The sequence below is a fragment of the Mycobacterium sp. E3339 genome, from assembly GCF_001666915.1.
In the GTDB taxonomy this organism is placed as follows: Bacteria; Actinomycetota; Actinomycetes; order Mycobacteriales; family Mycobacteriaceae; genus Mycobacterium.
In genome coordinates this window covers 82,563-96,808 of record NZ_LZIZ01000212.1, presented here as the reverse complement: position 1 = coordinate 96,808, position 14,246 = coordinate 82,563, and the positions used below count along the sequence as shown (strand labels likewise).

At 69.0% G+C, this 14,246-nt stretch carries 18 protein-coding genes; 13 read left to right on the top strand and 5 right to left on the bottom strand.

Translation table 11 applies throughout. The annotated features are described in order from the left end of the window. The first annotated feature begins 40 nt into the window (after window positions 1-40). On the top strand, window positions 41-745 hold the full coding sequence (gene scnC / locus A5702_RS20060; protein ID WP_068223006.1) for a thiocyanate hydrolase subunit gamma: 705 nt from the start codon (window positions 41-43) through the stop codon (window positions 743-745). Beyond that, a complete protein-coding gene (locus A5702_RS20055; RefSeq protein WP_067822862.1) occupies window positions 745-1,110 on the top strand; it encodes a thiocyanate hydrolase in 366 nt (121 codons plus the stop codon). The genes scnC and A5702_RS20055 overlap by 1 nt, the downstream gene beginning before the upstream one ends. A gap of 2 nt (window positions 1,111-1,112) precedes the next feature. On the opposite strand, the gene A5702_RS20050 is transcribed toward A5702_RS20055, so the two are convergent. Next, a complete protein-coding gene (locus A5702_RS20050; RefSeq protein ID WP_068223003.1) occupies window positions 1,113-1,658 on the bottom strand; it encodes a bifunctional 2-polyprenyl-6-hydroxyphenol methylase/3-demethylubiquinol 3-O-methyltransferase UbiG in 546 nt (181 codons plus the stop codon). A 109-nt stretch (window positions 1,659-1,767) separates the two neighbouring features. Between A5702_RS20050 and A5702_RS20045 the strand changes: the two genes are divergently transcribed. The 4 genes from A5702_RS20045 (at window position 1,768) to A5702_RS20030 (ending at window position 4,385) form a co-directional block, all read left to right on the top strand. Further along, entirely contained in the window at window positions 1,768-2,331 is a 564-nt protein-coding gene (locus tag A5702_RS20045) for a TetR/AcrR family transcriptional regulator (protein WP_055402166.1), read from the top strand. Window positions 2,332-2,476: 145 nt separating this feature from the next. Then, complete coding sequence (locus A5702_RS20040) at window positions 2,477-3,142, top strand: TetR/AcrR family transcriptional regulator (protein WP_068222999.1); 666 nt, start codon at window positions 2,477-2,479, stop codon at window positions 3,140-3,142. Window positions 3,143-3,186: 44 nt separating this feature from the next. Beyond that, window positions 3,187-3,660 carry a hypothetical protein gene (locus A5702_RS20035; protein WP_068222996.1) on the top strand — a complete coding sequence of 158 codons (474 nt, stop codon included), beginning with the start codon at window positions 3,187-3,189 and terminating at the stop codon, window positions 3,658-3,660. Window positions 3,661-3,746: 86 nt separating this feature from the next. Further along, window positions 3,747-4,385, top strand: a complete 639-nt coding sequence (locus A5702_RS20030) for a cutinase family protein (RefSeq protein ID WP_068223049.1) — start codon at window positions 3,747-3,749, stop codon at window positions 4,383-4,385. Window positions 4,386-4,401: 16 nt separating this feature from the next. On the opposite strand, the gene A5702_RS20025 is transcribed toward A5702_RS20030, so the two are convergent. From A5702_RS20025 to A5702_RS20015, 3 genes are all read right to left on the bottom strand, one after another. Next, a complete protein-coding gene (locus A5702_RS20025) occupies window positions 4,402-4,776 on the bottom strand; it encodes a DUF5073 family protein (RefSeq protein ID WP_068222993.1) in 375 nt (124 codons plus the stop codon). Then, window positions 4,776-5,561 (bottom strand): heavy metal-binding domain-containing protein, encoded by a 786-nt coding sequence (locus A5702_RS20020; RefSeq protein ID WP_055402158.1) that lies wholly within the window; start codon window positions 5,559-5,561, stop codon window positions 4,776-4,778. The genes A5702_RS20025 and A5702_RS20020 overlap by 1 nt, the downstream gene beginning before the upstream one ends. A 176-nt stretch (window positions 5,562-5,737) precedes the next feature. Continuing rightward, complete coding sequence (locus A5702_RS20015; protein WP_068222990.1) at window positions 5,738-6,634, bottom strand: SDR family NAD(P)-dependent oxidoreductase; 897 nt, start codon at window positions 6,632-6,634, stop codon at window positions 5,738-5,740. A gap of 576 nt (window positions 6,635-7,210) precedes the next feature. On the opposite strand from A5702_RS20015, the gene A5702_RS20010 reads away from it, so the two are divergent. The 3 genes from A5702_RS20010 to A5702_RS20000 all read left to right on the top strand — a co-directional run bounded on the left by A5702_RS20010 (window position 7,211) and on the right by A5702_RS20000 (window position 9,293). Next, the gene (locus tag A5702_RS20010; protein WP_055402154.1) at window positions 7,211-8,020 is read left to right on the top strand and encodes a SigB/SigF/SigG family RNA polymerase sigma factor; all 810 of its coding nucleotides are present in this window, start codon (window positions 7,211-7,213) and stop codon (window positions 8,018-8,020) included. 141 nt (window positions 8,021-8,161) lie between these two features. Then, a complete protein-coding gene (locus A5702_RS20005; RefSeq protein ID WP_369817951.1) occupies window positions 8,162-8,767 on the top strand; it encodes a hypothetical protein in 606 nt (201 codons plus the stop codon). A 34-nt stretch (window positions 8,768-8,801) separates the two neighbouring features. Next, the gene (locus A5702_RS20000; protein WP_055402150.1) at window positions 8,802-9,293 is read left to right on the top strand and encodes a DUF2231 domain-containing protein; all 492 of its coding nucleotides are present in this window, start codon (window positions 8,802-8,804) and stop codon (window positions 9,291-9,293) included. Window positions 9,294-9,306: 13 nt separating this feature from the next. On the opposite strand, the gene A5702_RS19995 is transcribed toward A5702_RS20000, so the two are convergent. Then, complete coding sequence (locus A5702_RS19995; protein ID WP_067822882.1) at window positions 9,307-9,783, bottom strand: nitroreductase family deazaflavin-dependent oxidoreductase; 477 nt, start codon at window positions 9,781-9,783, stop codon at window positions 9,307-9,309. A 145-nt stretch (window positions 9,784-9,928) separates the two neighbouring features. On the opposite strand from A5702_RS19995, the gene A5702_RS19990 reads away from it, so the two are divergent. The 4 genes from A5702_RS19990 to A5702_RS19975 are packed head-to-tail and all read left to right on the top strand — an operon-like array spanning window position 9,929 to window position 14,199. Next, on the top strand, window positions 9,929-10,648 hold the full coding sequence (locus A5702_RS19990) for a TetR/AcrR family transcriptional regulator (protein ID WP_068222984.1): 720 nt from the start codon (window positions 9,929-9,931) through the stop codon (window positions 10,646-10,648). Continuing rightward, window positions 10,645-11,868: a cytochrome P450 gene (locus tag A5702_RS19985; protein WP_068222981.1), complete on the top strand. Its 1,224-nt coding sequence runs from the start codon at window positions 10,645-10,647 to the stop codon at window positions 11,866-11,868. Before A5702_RS19990 ends, A5702_RS19985 begins: the two co-directional genes overlap by 4 nt. Continuing rightward, window positions 11,868-13,097, top strand: a complete 1,230-nt coding sequence (locus A5702_RS19980; protein WP_156669681.1) for a Xaa-Pro peptidase family protein — start codon at window positions 11,868-11,870, stop codon at window positions 13,095-13,097. The genes A5702_RS19985 and A5702_RS19980 overlap by 1 nt, the downstream gene beginning before the upstream one ends. After that, a complete protein-coding gene (locus tag A5702_RS19975; RefSeq protein WP_068222976.1) occupies window positions 13,087-14,199 on the top strand; it encodes a Xaa-Pro peptidase family protein in 1,113 nt (370 codons plus the stop codon). Before A5702_RS19980 ends, A5702_RS19975 begins: the two co-directional genes overlap by 11 nt. Window positions 14,200-14,246: the final 47 nt, after the last annotated feature.

Here is a 14,246-nt window from a genome sequence, read left to right as displayed (position 1 = left end):
GTCGAACGTGCCCTCATCGAATCGCGAAAGGACTTCCAGCATGGCCGATCACGACCACGATCACGACCGCACCGCCGCGCCGATGGTCGACGAGGTCACCGACTTCGAAGTCCTCGAGATCGCGTTGCGCGAATTGTGCATCGAGAAGGGCATTTTCACGGCGGAGGAGCATCGCCGCTTCACCGAGTACGCCGAACAGATCGGTCCGACGCCGGCCGCCCACATGGTGGCCCGGGCGTGGCTCGACCCGGACTACAAGAGGCTGGCGCTGTCCGACCCGCTGGCGGCCAGCAAGGAGGTCGGGGTCGACTGGTTCGAACCCACGGGTTTCGGAACACCCAGCGACTTCACGGCTTTTCACGTCCTCGAGGACACGCCCACCCTGCATCACGTCATCGTGTGCACGCTGTGCTCGTGCTATCCGCGGCCGATCCTCGGCAACTCACCGGAGTGGTACCGGACGCCAAACTTTCGCCGCCGCATCGTGCGCTGGCCGCGCCAGGTGCTCGCGGAGTTCGGCCTGTATCTGCCGGAAGACGTCGAGATCCGGGTCGAGGACTCCAACCAGAAACACCGCTTCATGGTGATGCCCGTGCGGCCCGAGGGAACCGACGGCTGGTCGGAGGACCAGCTGGCCGAGATCGTCACCCGCGACTGCCTGATCGGTGTCGCGCTGCCCAAGCCCGGGGTGACGACGAACGCGATCATCCAAACCCGCCCCGCCACGCATCCCGTCCAACATTGATGGAGCCGAACGTGAGCACGCCCGCTGAGCCGGCGATCGCACCGCTGAGGAAGATCGTCGAGCGCAACCAGGTTTGGAGTCGGATGGCGGCCGAATACGGGGTGGACAATCCCGTACCGCCGTGGAAAACCAGCCTCGACGGCATGTGCGACGCCCTCGACCGAAGCCCTTGCGGCCCGGACGTTTTGAGCTTCATTGACCGGCGCAACGAAGAGGACGCCCTGTCGGCGACCGTGTACGCCGGCCTCCCCTATCCGGAGAACCGCTTGATGGCGCTGGCGCACTCGCTCGTGGCGCGCGGCGTCATCGACGAGGACGAGTTGGCCAGGCGGCTGGAGGCGGTGCGCGCCAGGCTGGAATCCTGACGTCACGCGCGCGCCAGCAACCAGGCCTGACCCTCGCCCTCCCCCGCGGCGACCACGTCCAGTTCGGCAAAGGCCGCCATGAGCTCCCCGGCGGCCGCGCGAAACGGCCCGGGGGCGGCCCCGACCTCACTGAGCACCGCCATCGCCAGCAGCCCGCCGGGCGCCAGCCGGTCGATGATCGCCCGGTCGAGGCGCCGGTCGCGGAATCGGTGGCACAGAATGACGTCCACCGGCGGCCCGGCCGGGAGCCCGTCGTCCAGGTCGGTGGCCTCGAAGCAGCACCGATCGCTCACCCTGGCCCGCCGGGCCAGGTCGCGCGCCTGGCCGACCGCCACGGGTGACACGTCCAGTCCGAGCACCCGCAGCCCACGCCTCGCGAGCCACACCGCGCCGAGCCCGGACCCGCACGCGAGATCGAGAGCCGTTCCCGCAGTGGGCAGTACGTCCGCGTGGGGGGCCAGGAATTCGGGCGGCCCCACCGCCTCCACCGACGGCGGTGTCTGGGTCGCGTACCGCTCGTCCCAGCGACGCCGGTCCGCCTCGGCCATGGTCGCCACTCTAGAGCCAACCGCTTCGCGCCTGATTCTGGACGGCTGTCCGCAAATCACGCCAGCGGACACCGGGCCATAGCGGAGAACGCCTTCCTACACTGGACGGGTGTCTAGAGATGCGGCGCGGCGATCGGACCGCCGGCCGGGGCAGACGATCCGCAAGGTCCTCGACGCCGGGCTGGCGGAGCTGCGCGAGTCGTCCTACGCACGGCTGACGATGCGCTCGGTGGCGAGCCGCGCCGGGGTATCGCCGGCCAGCGCCTACACCTACTTCCCGTCCAAGAGCGCGTTGGTGGCGGCGGTGTACCTACGATTCCTGCGCGAGCTGCCGGTGCACACCGACGTCAACGACACGACGAAGACTCGGGTCAGCGCGACGCTGCGGGACATGGCCGTCGTGGTCGCCGACGAGCCCGAGCTGACCGCCGCCTGCGGCGCGGCCCTGATGGCGGACGACCCGGCGGTCAAGCCAATTAGGGAGCAGATCGGCCACGAGGTGTCCACGCGGATCGGCGCCGCCCTCGGGCCGGGCTGGCCCCGCGCCGTGAAATCCACGCTGCAGATGACCTTCTCCGGCGCCCTGATGACGGCCCGCTTCGTCAGCTTCGACGAGATCGCGGGGCAGCTCGACGAGGCCGTCAACCTCATCCTGGGCGCATCGGTGGCCTAACCGGCGGCGCGGCAACGGATTAGCGGCCCGCGGATCGGGCTTTCCGCCGCGCCCGACGCGTGGTGCACATCCGGACTGATCAGCCCCCTGAAGAGGCTATTATCCAGCTGTGGGGTTCACCGACTACGGGTTTGCCGCTCGTTAGATGCGCAGTCACGGTTGGGCAGGAAACACGCCCGCCTCCGACGAGGAGGCCATCGAGCGCATCCTGGATGCGGCCGACACGATCGTCGAGGAACGCGGCTCCGCACTCCGGATCGCCGACGTGGCGCGGGCGCTCGGGGTCACCCGTCAGACGGTCTATCGATACTTCCCCGGCACGCAGGCGCTGTTGGTGGCGTCGGCGATGCGTTCGGCCGACGGCTTCCTGGATCGGATGGCGGCCCACCTCGGGGGCGTGACCGACCCGGTGGTGGCCATGACCGAGGGCCTCGCGTTCGCCATCGAGGAACTGGCCTGCGACAACCAGGTCGAGTTCGTGCTCAATCAACGCAGGGGCCATAAGGTCGCGATCGTGTCGGACACCGCCCTGGCATTCGGCCGGTCGATGCTGCACCGCTACGACATCGATTGGGAGAGCTACGGTTTCGACGACGCCGGCCTCGACGAACTGAACGAGTTCAGCCTCCGGTTGCTGCACTCGTTCCTCACCGACCCCGGGCGGCCCGCGCGCAGCGGTGCCGATCTGCGCCGATACCTCACCCGTTGGCTTGGGCCGGCGATCGCCTATCCGCAGATCATGCGCGCGATGGACGCACTGCAGGGCCCCGAGCCGCAGCGCACGCGACGGCGCCCTTCCAAGGCATCCTGACCTGCGTCTGCGAGCGGCGTTGACGACCACCGGAAGGAGCGGGCATGGCGGGCCTGGGACAGATCGCACTCAATAGTGCACCCGTTTTCGGCGGCGCCATGCTGGCCATCGCCGCAGGGCAGTTCAGAGGGCCGGACTATCGCGGCCTGATCGCTCAGGACATGGACTTGCTGGAACGGCTGCCGCCCGAAGCCACCAAGCGGCGCGCCGATTTGCAACGCAGCATCGACGCGCGCATCGACGACCTGGTCGCGATCGCGGACCGGAATCAGGCGCTGCGCAGGGCGGCGCTGTCGTACCGGGGGAACTGGCGCGACATGGTGCTCGTCATCTGCGCGGTGCTGTTCACCATCGTCTGGTGGGACGTCGACCACAGCAGGGGCAATTGGCTGCCGATGTTCGTCTTGCTGATCCTCCTCACCATCGTGAGCGCCGTGTATGCGTTTCGCGGCGCGCTGCGCGTCGCCACGTCGTACCTGCACCGACGACACGCCCCGGGCGGGGACACGCCGGGGTAGCCCCGGCGTCGGCCGCAACCGCATAACGCGCGCACTTTGTCACCCTGTGACAAAATCACGCTGTGCAGGCGAACACCCTCGGCAAGCTGATTTGTGCTGTCCTTCTGCCCTTTTCGGCGCTCACCGTCGCTCCGGTCGCGGCCGCCGAGCCGTGCCCCGACGTCGAGGTGGTGTTCGCCCGGGGCACCAACGAGCCGCCCGGCGTCGGCCGGATCGGCCAGAGCTTCGTCGACACCCTGCGCTCCCACGTGGGCGGCAGGTCGCTCGGCGTCTATCCGGTCGACTACCCGGCGACCACGGACTTTCCCCGGGCCGCGGACGGCATCAGCGACGCCGGGGCGCATGTCGAACACATGGCGGTGTCCTGCCCCAGAACCCGGATGGTGCTGGGCGGATACTCGCAGGGCGCGGCCGTGATGGGTTTCGTCACCGAAAGCGCGGTGCCGGACGGGGTGCACCTGGGCCGGTCGCTGCAGCCGATGCCGGCCGAGGTCTCCAGCCACGTGGCCGCGATCGCGCTCTTCGGAAAGCCATCGAGCCAGTTCATGAGCATCCTCAACGAGCCGCCCGTGACGATCGGCCCGCAGTACGCGGGCAAGACCATCGAGTTGTGCGTGCCCGGCGACCCGGTGTGCTCGGACGCCGGGAACCCGGTCGCCCACCGCCAGTATGTCGAGGCGGGCCTGGTCGACCAGGCGGCCGACTTCGCGGCCGGTCGCCTCTAGGCGGGGGCGCCCGGCGTCACCGCGGCCCGGCCTCGAGGACCTCGAGGGCCGCATCGACGTTCGGCATGATCGTCGGGCCGTAGCTGTTCACCAGCTGCCCGAGCGCGCGGGCGATGTGCGGCCCGACGGCGCCGGCGGCGAGCACCTCCTCGGCCAGGACGATCCCGTTGACCACGTGCGCGGCGCTCAGGCGGCCGTCGGCGGTCACCTCATAACGCCAGTCGCCGATCTGCACCCGCTCGGGCTGAGACCGGAAGAAGCCCCGCCGCGCGGGGACCAGGACCACCCCCGGAACCCCGCAGAACACCCGCAGCACCAGCCCGACTCCCCCGGGCCCCGCCAGGGCCGCTCCGACCGCCTGGCCGACGCGCTGGTGATCGAGGGTCGTCATCAATCGCTCATGGGCAGGACGAACGACGGGGTCAGCGTTTGCGCCTCACCGCCGCGCCGCACCGCGGTGCCGGCCACGTAGAACTCGACCGTGTGGTGTCCCCACGCGTAGTTCGAGATCGCGAAGTGCACGCCGACGACGCCGGTTCCGCCGTCGCGCTCGGCCTCACTTTGCATCCGGGACATGGCCAACTCCCGAGCCTGGTAGCTGCCCTGCGTCCACTGCGGCATCTCGGCGTTGCGTCCCACCTGGCTCAGGGTGCGCAAAAACCCTTGCACGGCAATGTGAAACACGCAGTTTCCCATCACGAACGCCACCGGGGCGAATCCGGACCGCAGGAGGGTCGTCAGATCCTGCCCGGACAGGTGGCTGGTGAACGCTTGCCCGTTGGGGCGCCGGTAGGCGCCGGGCTTCGCGACGTATCGCACCGCGGTTCCGACGGCGATGAACTCCAGATGCTCGCCCTCGCCCTGATGCCGCCATTCGAGACGGACGCCGACCACGCCGTCGGCGCCCAGCGAATCGGCCTCCGCCTGCATCCGCGACATCGCATTCCAGCGCGCGCGATAGGTCGCGTCGGTTAGCACGGGAAGTTCGGATTGTTGCCGGATCCCGGTGAACTGGTAACCGACGTGGTAGACCGAGACGCCCATCACGAGTTCGATCGGCTCGAACCCGGCCCCGTGCAGCAAGGCGAATTCGTTGATCGACAGATCGGAAGTGAACACTTTGCCTGCATGCGACAGCCGTTCGCTGGCCACGGGGTCGAGCGGGTTCGGTTGCATTGTCAAAACACCCTCCTGCGGTTCGCAGGACAGCGTAGGCCGCCCGCACCCACAACGTGCGACTTCGGGGTGGATCGAGGGCGAAATCACGGTGCGCTGACGACGCCGCGCCCGGCCCGGCGCGCCGCACCCGCGACGCGCCGGGATCGGTTTGCTGCCAATCGGTCGTGGCGGGCTCAGCGCGCGGGTTGCGCGGCGCCGATCATCTTGTGCAGGTCGTCAATCGACCAGGGTTCGGCCTCGCGGTGGTCGCGGTAACCCAGCAGCCGCGGTGCCGGCCGGTCGAAGCGGCCGACGAATCCGCCTGCGGCAACCAGGATTTGGCCCGTCACCGCCCGGGCCAAGTCGCTCACCAAATAGGCGTAGACCGGGGCCACGAAGGCGGGCGGCGCGCTGTCCAGCGAGGCGCGCATGGTCATTTCGTCCAGCAGCCCCCGGCGGTGCAGGTCCGCGATGTGTTCCTCGTACTCGGCGCCGCTGGACAGGCGCGTCCTGGCCCCGGGACACACGACGTTGGCCCGCACGCCGTGCGCCTTGAGTTCGGCGGCGATCGCCATGGTCAGGGCGTTCACCGCGCCCTTGCCCCCGGGATAGCCGGTCCCGCCGTAATCACCCAGAAACGCGACCGAACTGGTGTTGACGATGGCCCCGTGGCCTTGGGCGGCCATGACGCGGGCCGCCGCGCGGCACGTGTGGAACGCCGTCCCGAGGTGGGCGCTGATCAGGCGGTCGAAGTCCTCCGGCGAGATGTTCAGGATCGAGGACCCGGCCGGCTCGGCGATGCCGGCGCAGTTGATCAGGGCGTCCAGCCGCCCGTGGCTGCGCAGGCAGTCGTCGACCAGCGCACCCGCGATGCGCTCCTCGTCCGCGGGACCGACCACCGCGCTGGCCCGCCCGCCGGCCCCTCTGATTGCGACGACGGTCTCCTCGACCGCGTCCGCGTCCCGCCCGTTGACCACCACGCCGGCGCCGAGCGCGCCGAGCAGTTCGGCGACCGCACGCCCGATCCCGCGGCTGCCGCCGGCCACCACCACTGCGCGCCCGTCCAGCAGGCGGGCACCCGCGCCTGCCATCAGGGGAGCCGTAATGCGTTGGGCGCAAACCGGTCTCGGCGCACGCAGAGACCCGGTCGCGGGAGGGTGGTCACGAACACTAGGCGAACAGTACCCAGCCCCCACGGAAATGAGAACCGCGGCCGGCGCAGCTACGGCCGCGGCGAGGGTCCGGCGTTCTTGCGACCGCGGCCTGGATATCTGCCCGCGGTTCGCCGCCGTCCGGTCGGTTCACAACGGAAACTGTTGAAAAACTATCTGAATCGAGTTGGGGCAAGCGCTCGCGGGCGTCCGCGATGGGGCGTATAGTCACCAGTGAAGTCCGTTATGGACGTGTCGCCGTTTAGCTCAAAGCGGCCTGTCAGCCGCACTGCTGCTGAGCACATGGCTCCGGCGAAAACCACCTCGAGTCATCTCATTGGTAACCCTGCGTGTTGGGAATCGACCCGTCCTGCGGATACAGGTGCATTGAGGCGACTCTGCGCATAGCTGCCAGGCCTCGTTGCACACGACTCAGAGGAGTGAGTCAGCAATGCCAAACCGATTGTGCACCAAAGTTTTCAGGATCAGCCGCGCCACCACCGGGCGCGTGCGCCTATGACCGACGTACTGGCTCCCAGCCGTCCCGCCGAGTGCCGCGACAGCAAGTCCGACGATTCCTACGACGACGTGGTCGAAATGTTCGTGGCACTGCGCCAGATGCCGGCCGAGTCGCACGAGTACGGCCGCCAGCGCGAACGCATCGTGGCCCGATGCCTGCCGCTGGCCGACCATGTGGCCAGCCACTTCGCGCGCCGGGGCGAAGGCCTCGACGACCTCGTGCAGGTGGCGCGCGTGGGGCTGATGAACGCCGTCAACCGATTCGACCCGGCCAAGGGGCCCAGCTTCATCGGTTTCGCGGTCCCCACCATGATGGGCGAGGTTCGGCGATACTTCCGGGACTACAGCTGGGGCATGCGGGTGCCGCGCCGGTTGCGGGAACTCCACGTGCAGATCAGCAGGACGACGGGTGACCTGGCCCAGAAGCTGGGACGTGCGCCCACGGCCGGCGAGTTGTCACAGGTGCTCGAGGTTCCCCGCGAGGAGATCGTCGAATGCCTGGTGGCGGGCGACGCCTACCGGCTGGATTCCCTGGACGCGCCGGTGGGCACCGACGGTTCGGGTACGCCCCGGTCGGTCGCCGACGCGGTCGGCGGTATCGATCCGCAGATCGAGCACATCACCAATCGGGAGGCGCTGCGCGTCCTGGTCGCCGGCCTTCCCGCGCGCGAACGCGAGGTTTTGCGGATGCGGTTCTTCGAATCGATGACGCAGAGCCAGATCGCCGAGCGGATCGGGGTGTCGCAGATGCAGGTCTCCCGCATCCTGGCCAGCACCCTGCGCTGCCTGCGCGACCAGCTCGAATAGGTCGTTGCCGGCCCTCAGGAGCCCTCGAGCGCCACGGCGGCGCGACTTCCGCAATGTACTGTGCGATTCGGAAACGACTCGACTGTGGCGCCGCAGGCCGCCCTGGAAGGGAGCTCGACTTCGATGAGGACTTCACCGACGGTGACAGCGGGCGTCGCGGTCACGGCGGCGCTGGCGGTGGCGGTAGCGGGGTGCGGCGGCAAGAGTTCGACGCCCTCCACGTCGAAACCGGCATCGTCCAGCTCGGCGACCAGCGCGACCAGCGCCGCACCGAGCTCGTCGGCGGCCGCGCAGCCCAACGAGTACACCGGGCTGCTGATCCAGGCGAGCGACATCAACGCCCCGATACCGTTCACGGCCGCCCCACCGACCAGTAACCCGAACGGCCAGCCGGGCGTCGCGACGACCTTCAAAGACGACGACGGCAGCCACGTCATCAAGGACACGATCCAGGTGTTTGCCGACCCCGGCGCCGCCACGAACGCGCTGAACGCGGCCAAGGGCGCTCAGGGTGACGTGATCAAGAACCCGACCACCCAGGCGGCCAACGTCGGCGCCGGCGGGACCACCTTGTTGGGCAACTCGCCGGACCGCAGCAAGGGCGTGACGATAGTGCTCTTCACCGAGGGCAGGGCCTTGGTCACGCTGCAGTTTGACGGGCCGCCCGACACGCTGGCACCGACCGACTTCGTCAACGACGTGGCACAGAAACAGGACGCGGCCGTCAAGAAGGGGCTCGGCGGCTGAGCGCGAGCTGACCGCCCACAACCCGAGGAGCCCGATGACCGTAATCAACGGCATGCCGGCCCACGCCCTGCTGCTGCACTTCGTGGTGGTGCTAGTGCCGCTGACCGCCCTGTTGGAGATCGTGTGCGTGCTGTGGCCGACGGCGCGCCGCGGCCCGCTGTTGTGGCTCGCGGTGATCTCGGCTGCCGCCACCATGGTGTTGACGCCGATCACGGTGAATGCCGGGGAATGGCTTTACGACCTGAGGGCCAAACCCAGCGCCATCCTGCAAAAGCACGCCACCCTGGGCGGCACGATGAACTACTTCGCCGCCGCACTGCTGGCGGCCGCGCTGGTGCTCGTGGTGATGCGCGTGATCGAACGCCGCTCGGACAAGAGCCGGGTGGCCGTCCGGGCGACCATCGCGATCGTGGTGCTCGCCATTGCCGTCGCGTCGACGGTGCAGATCTACCGCGTGGGCGACGCCGGGGCTCAGTCGGTGTGGGGCGACGAGATCGCGCACCTCAAGAAGGCCCACCCGGGTTAGTTCGTCGCGACGCCTACGGCGTGGGCGTCAGGAGAAACAGCCGGAATTGCCGCCCGGCCGCGCGATTCTGGGCCAGCTGATAGTTCGGCCAGTGCGCCAGGACCGTGGACCACGCTTGGTCGCGCTCCTCGCCGGTGAGCAACCGCACGGTCGCCACGAACCGCCGGCCGCGCCGCCGGACGGTAACGCGTTGGGCGGCCTTCAGATTCGCCGACCAGGACGGGTGGCGAGCCCGTCCCCAGTTCGAACCCACCAGCAACAGCCCGCCCTCGACGGGCACGTATTGCACCGTCGCCGTGCGGGCGAGACCGGTCTTGCGGCCCGGCGTCGTGATCCGGACGTTCGGAAGTCCGGCGAGGTCCAGCACGCCGAACCGCTCGCCCGTCGCGAACCGCAGCAGCGCCTCCGCTCGTTCCGCCACCGGCTGACCGTTGAGGACCAGCCGGCGGTAGGCCACCGGATTGCGAGCCACCCGCTGGAGCGGATTCATACACCAGACTGTATTCCGGGGCGGGGCGGCTCGGGCGGCTGAGCGATGAAATCACCTTGAAGCCCAGGGATTCCGGCGGGACCGCTGGTTGACAAGCGAGCGGCGCGCCGTGACAAATAAATTGCTTGATTTAATTCCGTGCGCGGTGTTCACTGAGGCGATGACAGCCGAGCGGATCGTCCGTGCCGACAGGTCGACGGGCACCCGCGAGGCGATCCTGTCGGCCGCGGAAGAGCTGTTCGCCGAGCGCGGCATGTACGCGGTGTCGAACCGGCAGATCAGCGAGGCGGCCGGACAAGGGAACAACGCCGCGGCCTGCTACCACTTCGGGACGCGGACCGACCTGCTCCGGGCGATCGAGAGCAAGCATCGGGAGCCGATCGAGGAACTGCGGGCGCAAATGCTGACCGCCATCGAGGACTCGACCGACCTGCGCGACTGGGTGGGTGTGTTGGTGCGGCCGCTCACCGATCACCTGCACGCGCTGGGCACGCCCAGCTGGTACGCCCGGTTCGCCGCCCAGGCCATGGCCGACCCCACGTACCGTCACGTCGTCACCAAGGACGCGCTCGCGTCGCCCCTGCTGGTGCGGACCATCGACGGCATCAACCGGTGCCTGCCCGACCTGCCACGGCGGGTTCGTTCCGAGCGAATGGTCATGGTGCGCAACCTGCTCATGCACACCTGCGCCGAGCACGAAGGCGCGCTGGCCGAGCACGGACCTCGTTCGCGTTCGGCCTGGCCGGTCGCCGGCGAAGGCCTGATCGACGCGATCGTCGGCCTGTGGCGCGCCCCGGTCCACGTGGGCGCGGCGGGCGGCCGGCCCGGCGATACCACACCGGCCCCGCACCGAGGAGAACGATGACCGACGTCTCGACCGCCACCGATATCCCGGCTTTCCCGATGCCACGGGCGCCCGGATGCCCGTTCGCGCCCCCGCCAAAGGTGTTGCAGCTCAACGCCGACAAGCAGCTGAGCCGTGTGCGGATCTGGGACGGCAGCACGCCGTGGCTGATCCACGGCTACGAGGCGATTCGCGCGTTGTTCACCGACTCGCGCACCAGCGTCGACGACCGGCTGCCCGGTTACCCGCATTGGAACGCGGGGATGCTGGCGACGGTGCACAAACGCCCCCGTTCGGTGTTCACCTCCGACGCCGAAGAGCACACCCGGTTTCGCCGGATGCTGTCAAAACCGTTCACGTTCAAGCGGGTTGAGGCGCTGCGACCGGCGGTGCAGCAGATCACCGACGACCACATCGACGCGCTGCTGGCCGGTCCCAACCCCGGCGACATCGTCACCACGCTGGCGCTGCCGGTCCCCTCGCTGGTCATCAGCCAATTGCTGGGCGTGCCCTACGAGGACGCGGATTTCTTCCAGACCCAAGCCCAGCGGGGCATGGGCCGCTACGCCACCGAGGAGGACACGGCACAGGGCGCCGCATCGTTGGCGAAGTACCTGGCGAACTTGGTGCGGACCAAGATGCAGAGCCCGTCGGAGGATCTGGTTTCCGATTTGGCCGAGCGGGTCAACGCCGAAGAGCTCAGCGTGCGCGAGGCCGCGCAGCTGGCCACCGGCGTGCTCATCGCGGGCCACGAGACCACCGCCAACATGATCAGCCTCAGCGTCGCGGCCCTGCTCGACCACCCCGATCAGCTGGCGCTGATGCGCGACAGCGATGATCCGAAGGTGATCGCCGTCGCGGTCGAGGAATTGATGCGCTACCTGAGCATTATTCAGACGGGCCAGCGCCGCATCGCCGTCGACGACATCGAGGTGGGCGGCGAGACGATCCGCGCCGGCGAGGGCATCATCCTCGACATCGCCCCGGCGAACTGGGACGCCCGGCAGTTCCCCGACCCCGACCGGCTCGACCTGCGTCGGGAGGACGGCCCGCACGTCGGCTTCGGCTACGGTCGCCACCAGTGCGTCGGGCAACAGCTGGCGCGCATGGAACTGCAGATCGTCCTGCCCACCTTGCTGCGCCGGGTCCCGACGCTGCGGCTCGCGGGGCCGGTCGAGGAGCTGCCGTTCAAACACGACGCGCTGGCCTACGGCCTCTACGAGCTTCCAGTGACATGGTGATGGCCTTCCCCGGGAGCGCCTCCGTCGTCGAGATACCGGACGAACCGGATTGGGCGCGCATGCGTGCGGAGACCGGCGCGCGGCTACGGTCCGCGATGGCCGATCATGGTGTCGATGCGCTGATCCTGTTGATGAACGGCTACGTCGGATACGCGACCGGCGTCAGCTGGCCGCTCGTGGACGCGGGCCTCTCGCACGTCGAGCGCCCCGTTGCGGTCGTCCTCGCCGACGACGAACATCCCCACCTGTTCATGCCGTACCGCGGCGGGGCTTCGGCGGAATCGCCGGTGCCCGACGACCATCTGCACGGGCCCGTCTACCTCGAATTCGACCATGGGGTCGAGCAATTCGCGCGTGTGCTGGCTGGGCTGGTCCCGTCGGGCGCGAACGTCGCCGTCGACGAACTGACCGGAGCGATGCGACGGGCCGGCCGTACGCTGTTCCCCGGGGGCGAACCGACGGATGCGGCGATCGTGGTCGGTGCGGCGCAATTGGTTAAGACTCGAGATGAGTTGTCCTGCCTTCGCCGGGCCACCCGCATCACCGAACAAGCGATCGTGGATGTGCAGCGGGCCCTGGCACCCGGCCTGCGGCAGATCGATCTCTCGGCCAGGTTGGTGCGCCGCGCGTTCGAGCTGGGGGCCACCACCAACATGCTGGAAGCCATCTGGCAGGTGATGCCGAGTTCCCGGGCAGCCGGAATATGGACGACGCACGGGGATTTGGCGCTGCCGCTGCTGCCCACCGAGCGCGAATTGGCGGACGGCGATGTGCTGTGGACCGACATCAGCATCACCTATGCCGGATATTGCTCCGACTTCGGCCGGACCTGGGTGGTCGGCCAACCGCCCACGCCACGCCAGCAGGACCAGTTTCGGCAATGGCGAGCCATCCTGGACGCGGTGCTCGCGGTGACCAAAGCCGGTGTCACCTCAGGGGATCTGGCGCGCGCGGCGATCGCCGCCAACGGCGGCCGCAAACCATGGCTGCCGCATTTCTATCTGGGCCACGGCATCGGCACCTACCCCGCCGAAGCGCCGATGATCGGAACGGATCTCGGCGAAGAGTTCGACGACAACTTCGTCTTCGCGCCCGGCATGGTTCTGGTTCTGGAGCCCGTGGTGTGGGAGGACGGCACGGGCGGCTACCGCAGCGAGGAGATCGTCGTCATCACCGAAGACGGCTACCTGCCGATCACCGACTACCCCTATTCCCCCTATGGCGACTGAGGTTCTCCCCGACCCCACCGCGCTGCGCGTGGGCCGCCGGGAACGGGCGCTGGCCCAAATGGACGCACACGGGCTCGACATCCTCGTGCTCGGGCGGCAAGCCAACATTCGCTACGTCACCGGCGCGCCGCAGCTGTGGATAGCCGGCACCCGGCCCTTCGGTCCGATGTGCGTGCTGGTGCGCGCGTCCGGGGACATCTACCTCAACAGCACCGACGACGAGGGGGTCCCGGAGGAGATCGGCCGCGATCACCTCTACGGGCTGGCCTGGAACCCGATGACGCTCATCGACGTGCTGAAGAAGATCGACGGCGCCGACACGGCGCGGCGGGTCGGAACCGATGCGATCACACCGACTTTCGCCGCCCTGCTGCCCGACGCGTTCCCCAATGCCGAACTCGTCGACGCGGAGCCCGCGATGCGCGCGGCACGGCGGGTCAAGACGCCCGACGAAATCGCGGCGATGGGCACCGCCCTTCGCGTCGCCGAACACGGATTGGCCGCCGCCCTTGCCGAATTCGCGCCGGGGGTGTCGGAGCGGACTCTGACCGGGGCGATGATGGAGACCATGGCCGCGGGCGGGGTGAGCACGCCGGCCACCCAGGACGCCGCATGGGTGACCTCAAGGGAACACCCGTGGCGGCGCGCCGGTTACGACGAGGTGCGACCGGGCGACCTGGTCGCGTTCTCCGCCGGCGCCCTCGCGAATGGCTATGTCGCCGAGGTCGGTCGGACCTGGCCGGCCCGCGACGGGGCGCGCGAGTTGTTCGACCGGTCGGATGCGTTGTACGACAACATGCTTGCCGCGTGCCGGCCCGGGGCGCCGACCGCCGATCTGCTGGCCGCCTATCAGGCGGCCGGCGAGCCGACACCGCCGATGCCGATCGCGCACGGATTGGGGTTGGGCTTCGACCCACCGGTGGTGTCCCAAACCCTGCTGGCCGCCGGCGAACGCGACGAGTTGGAGGCCGGCATGGTTTTGGCGATCACCGGCTACGTGTGGCAAGAGCGTGTTGGGGCCGTATTCAGACGGGACACCGTGCACATCACCGAGGGCGGTCCCGACGTGCTGACCGCCCGCCCGTCGTGGTCCGGTCAATGAAATGACTTGCGTCACTGCGTCGCTGGCCGCGCCATCGTTAGAACTGC

Excerpts from the sequence above, each read along its gene's own strand:
- A5702_RS20020 (WP_055402158.1), bottom strand. The coding sequence starts at position 5,561 with ATGCAACCGAACCCGCTCGACCCCGTGGCCAGCGAACGGCTGTCGCAT.
- A5702_RS20050 (WP_068223003.1), bottom strand. The coding sequence starts at position 1,658 with ATGGCCGAGGCGGACCGGCGTCGCTGGGACGAGCGGTACGCGACCCAG.
- scnC (WP_068223006.1), top strand. The coding sequence starts at position 41 with ATGGCCGATCACGACCACGATCACGACCGCACCGCCGCGCCGATGGTC.
- A5702_RS19985 (WP_068222981.1), top strand. The coding sequence starts at position 10,645 with ATGACCGACGTCTCGACCGCCACCGATATCCCGGCTTTCCCGATGCCA.
- A5702_RS20040 (WP_068222999.1), top strand. The coding sequence starts at position 2,477 with ATGCGCAGTCACGGTTGGGCAGGAAACACGCCCGCCTCCGACGAGGAG.
- A5702_RS20025 (WP_068222993.1), bottom strand. The coding sequence starts at position 4,776 with ATGACGACCCTCGATCACCAGCGCGTCGGCCAGGCGGTCGGAGCGGCC.
- A5702_RS20015 (WP_068222990.1), bottom strand. The coding sequence starts at position 6,634 with ATGGCAGGCGCGGGTGCCCGCCTGCTGGACGGGCGCGCAGTGGTGGTG.
- A5702_RS19980 (WP_156669681.1), top strand. The coding sequence starts at position 11,868 with ATGGCCTTCCCCGGGAGCGCCTCCGTCGTCGAGATACCGGACGAACCG.
- A5702_RS19975 (WP_068222976.1), top strand. The coding sequence starts at position 13,087 with ATGGCGACTGAGGTTCTCCCCGACCCCACCGCGCTGCGCGTGGGCCGC.
- A5702_RS20010 (WP_055402154.1), top strand. The coding sequence starts at position 7,211 with ATGACCGACGTACTGGCTCCCAGCCGTCCCGCCGAGTGCCGCGACAGC.
- A5702_RS20055 (WP_067822862.1), top strand. The coding sequence starts at position 745 with ATGGAGCCGAACGTGAGCACGCCCGCTGAGCCGGCGATCGCACCGCTG.
- A5702_RS19995 (WP_067822882.1), bottom strand. The coding sequence starts at position 9,783 with ATGAATCCGCTCCAGCGGGTGGCTCGCAATCCGGTGGCCTACCGCCGG.
- A5702_RS20035 (WP_068222996.1), top strand. The coding sequence starts at position 3,187 with ATGGCGGGCCTGGGACAGATCGCACTCAATAGTGCACCCGTTTTCGGC.
- A5702_RS20000 (WP_055402150.1), top strand. The coding sequence starts at position 8,802 with ATGACCGTAATCAACGGCATGCCGGCCCACGCCCTGCTGCTGCACTTC.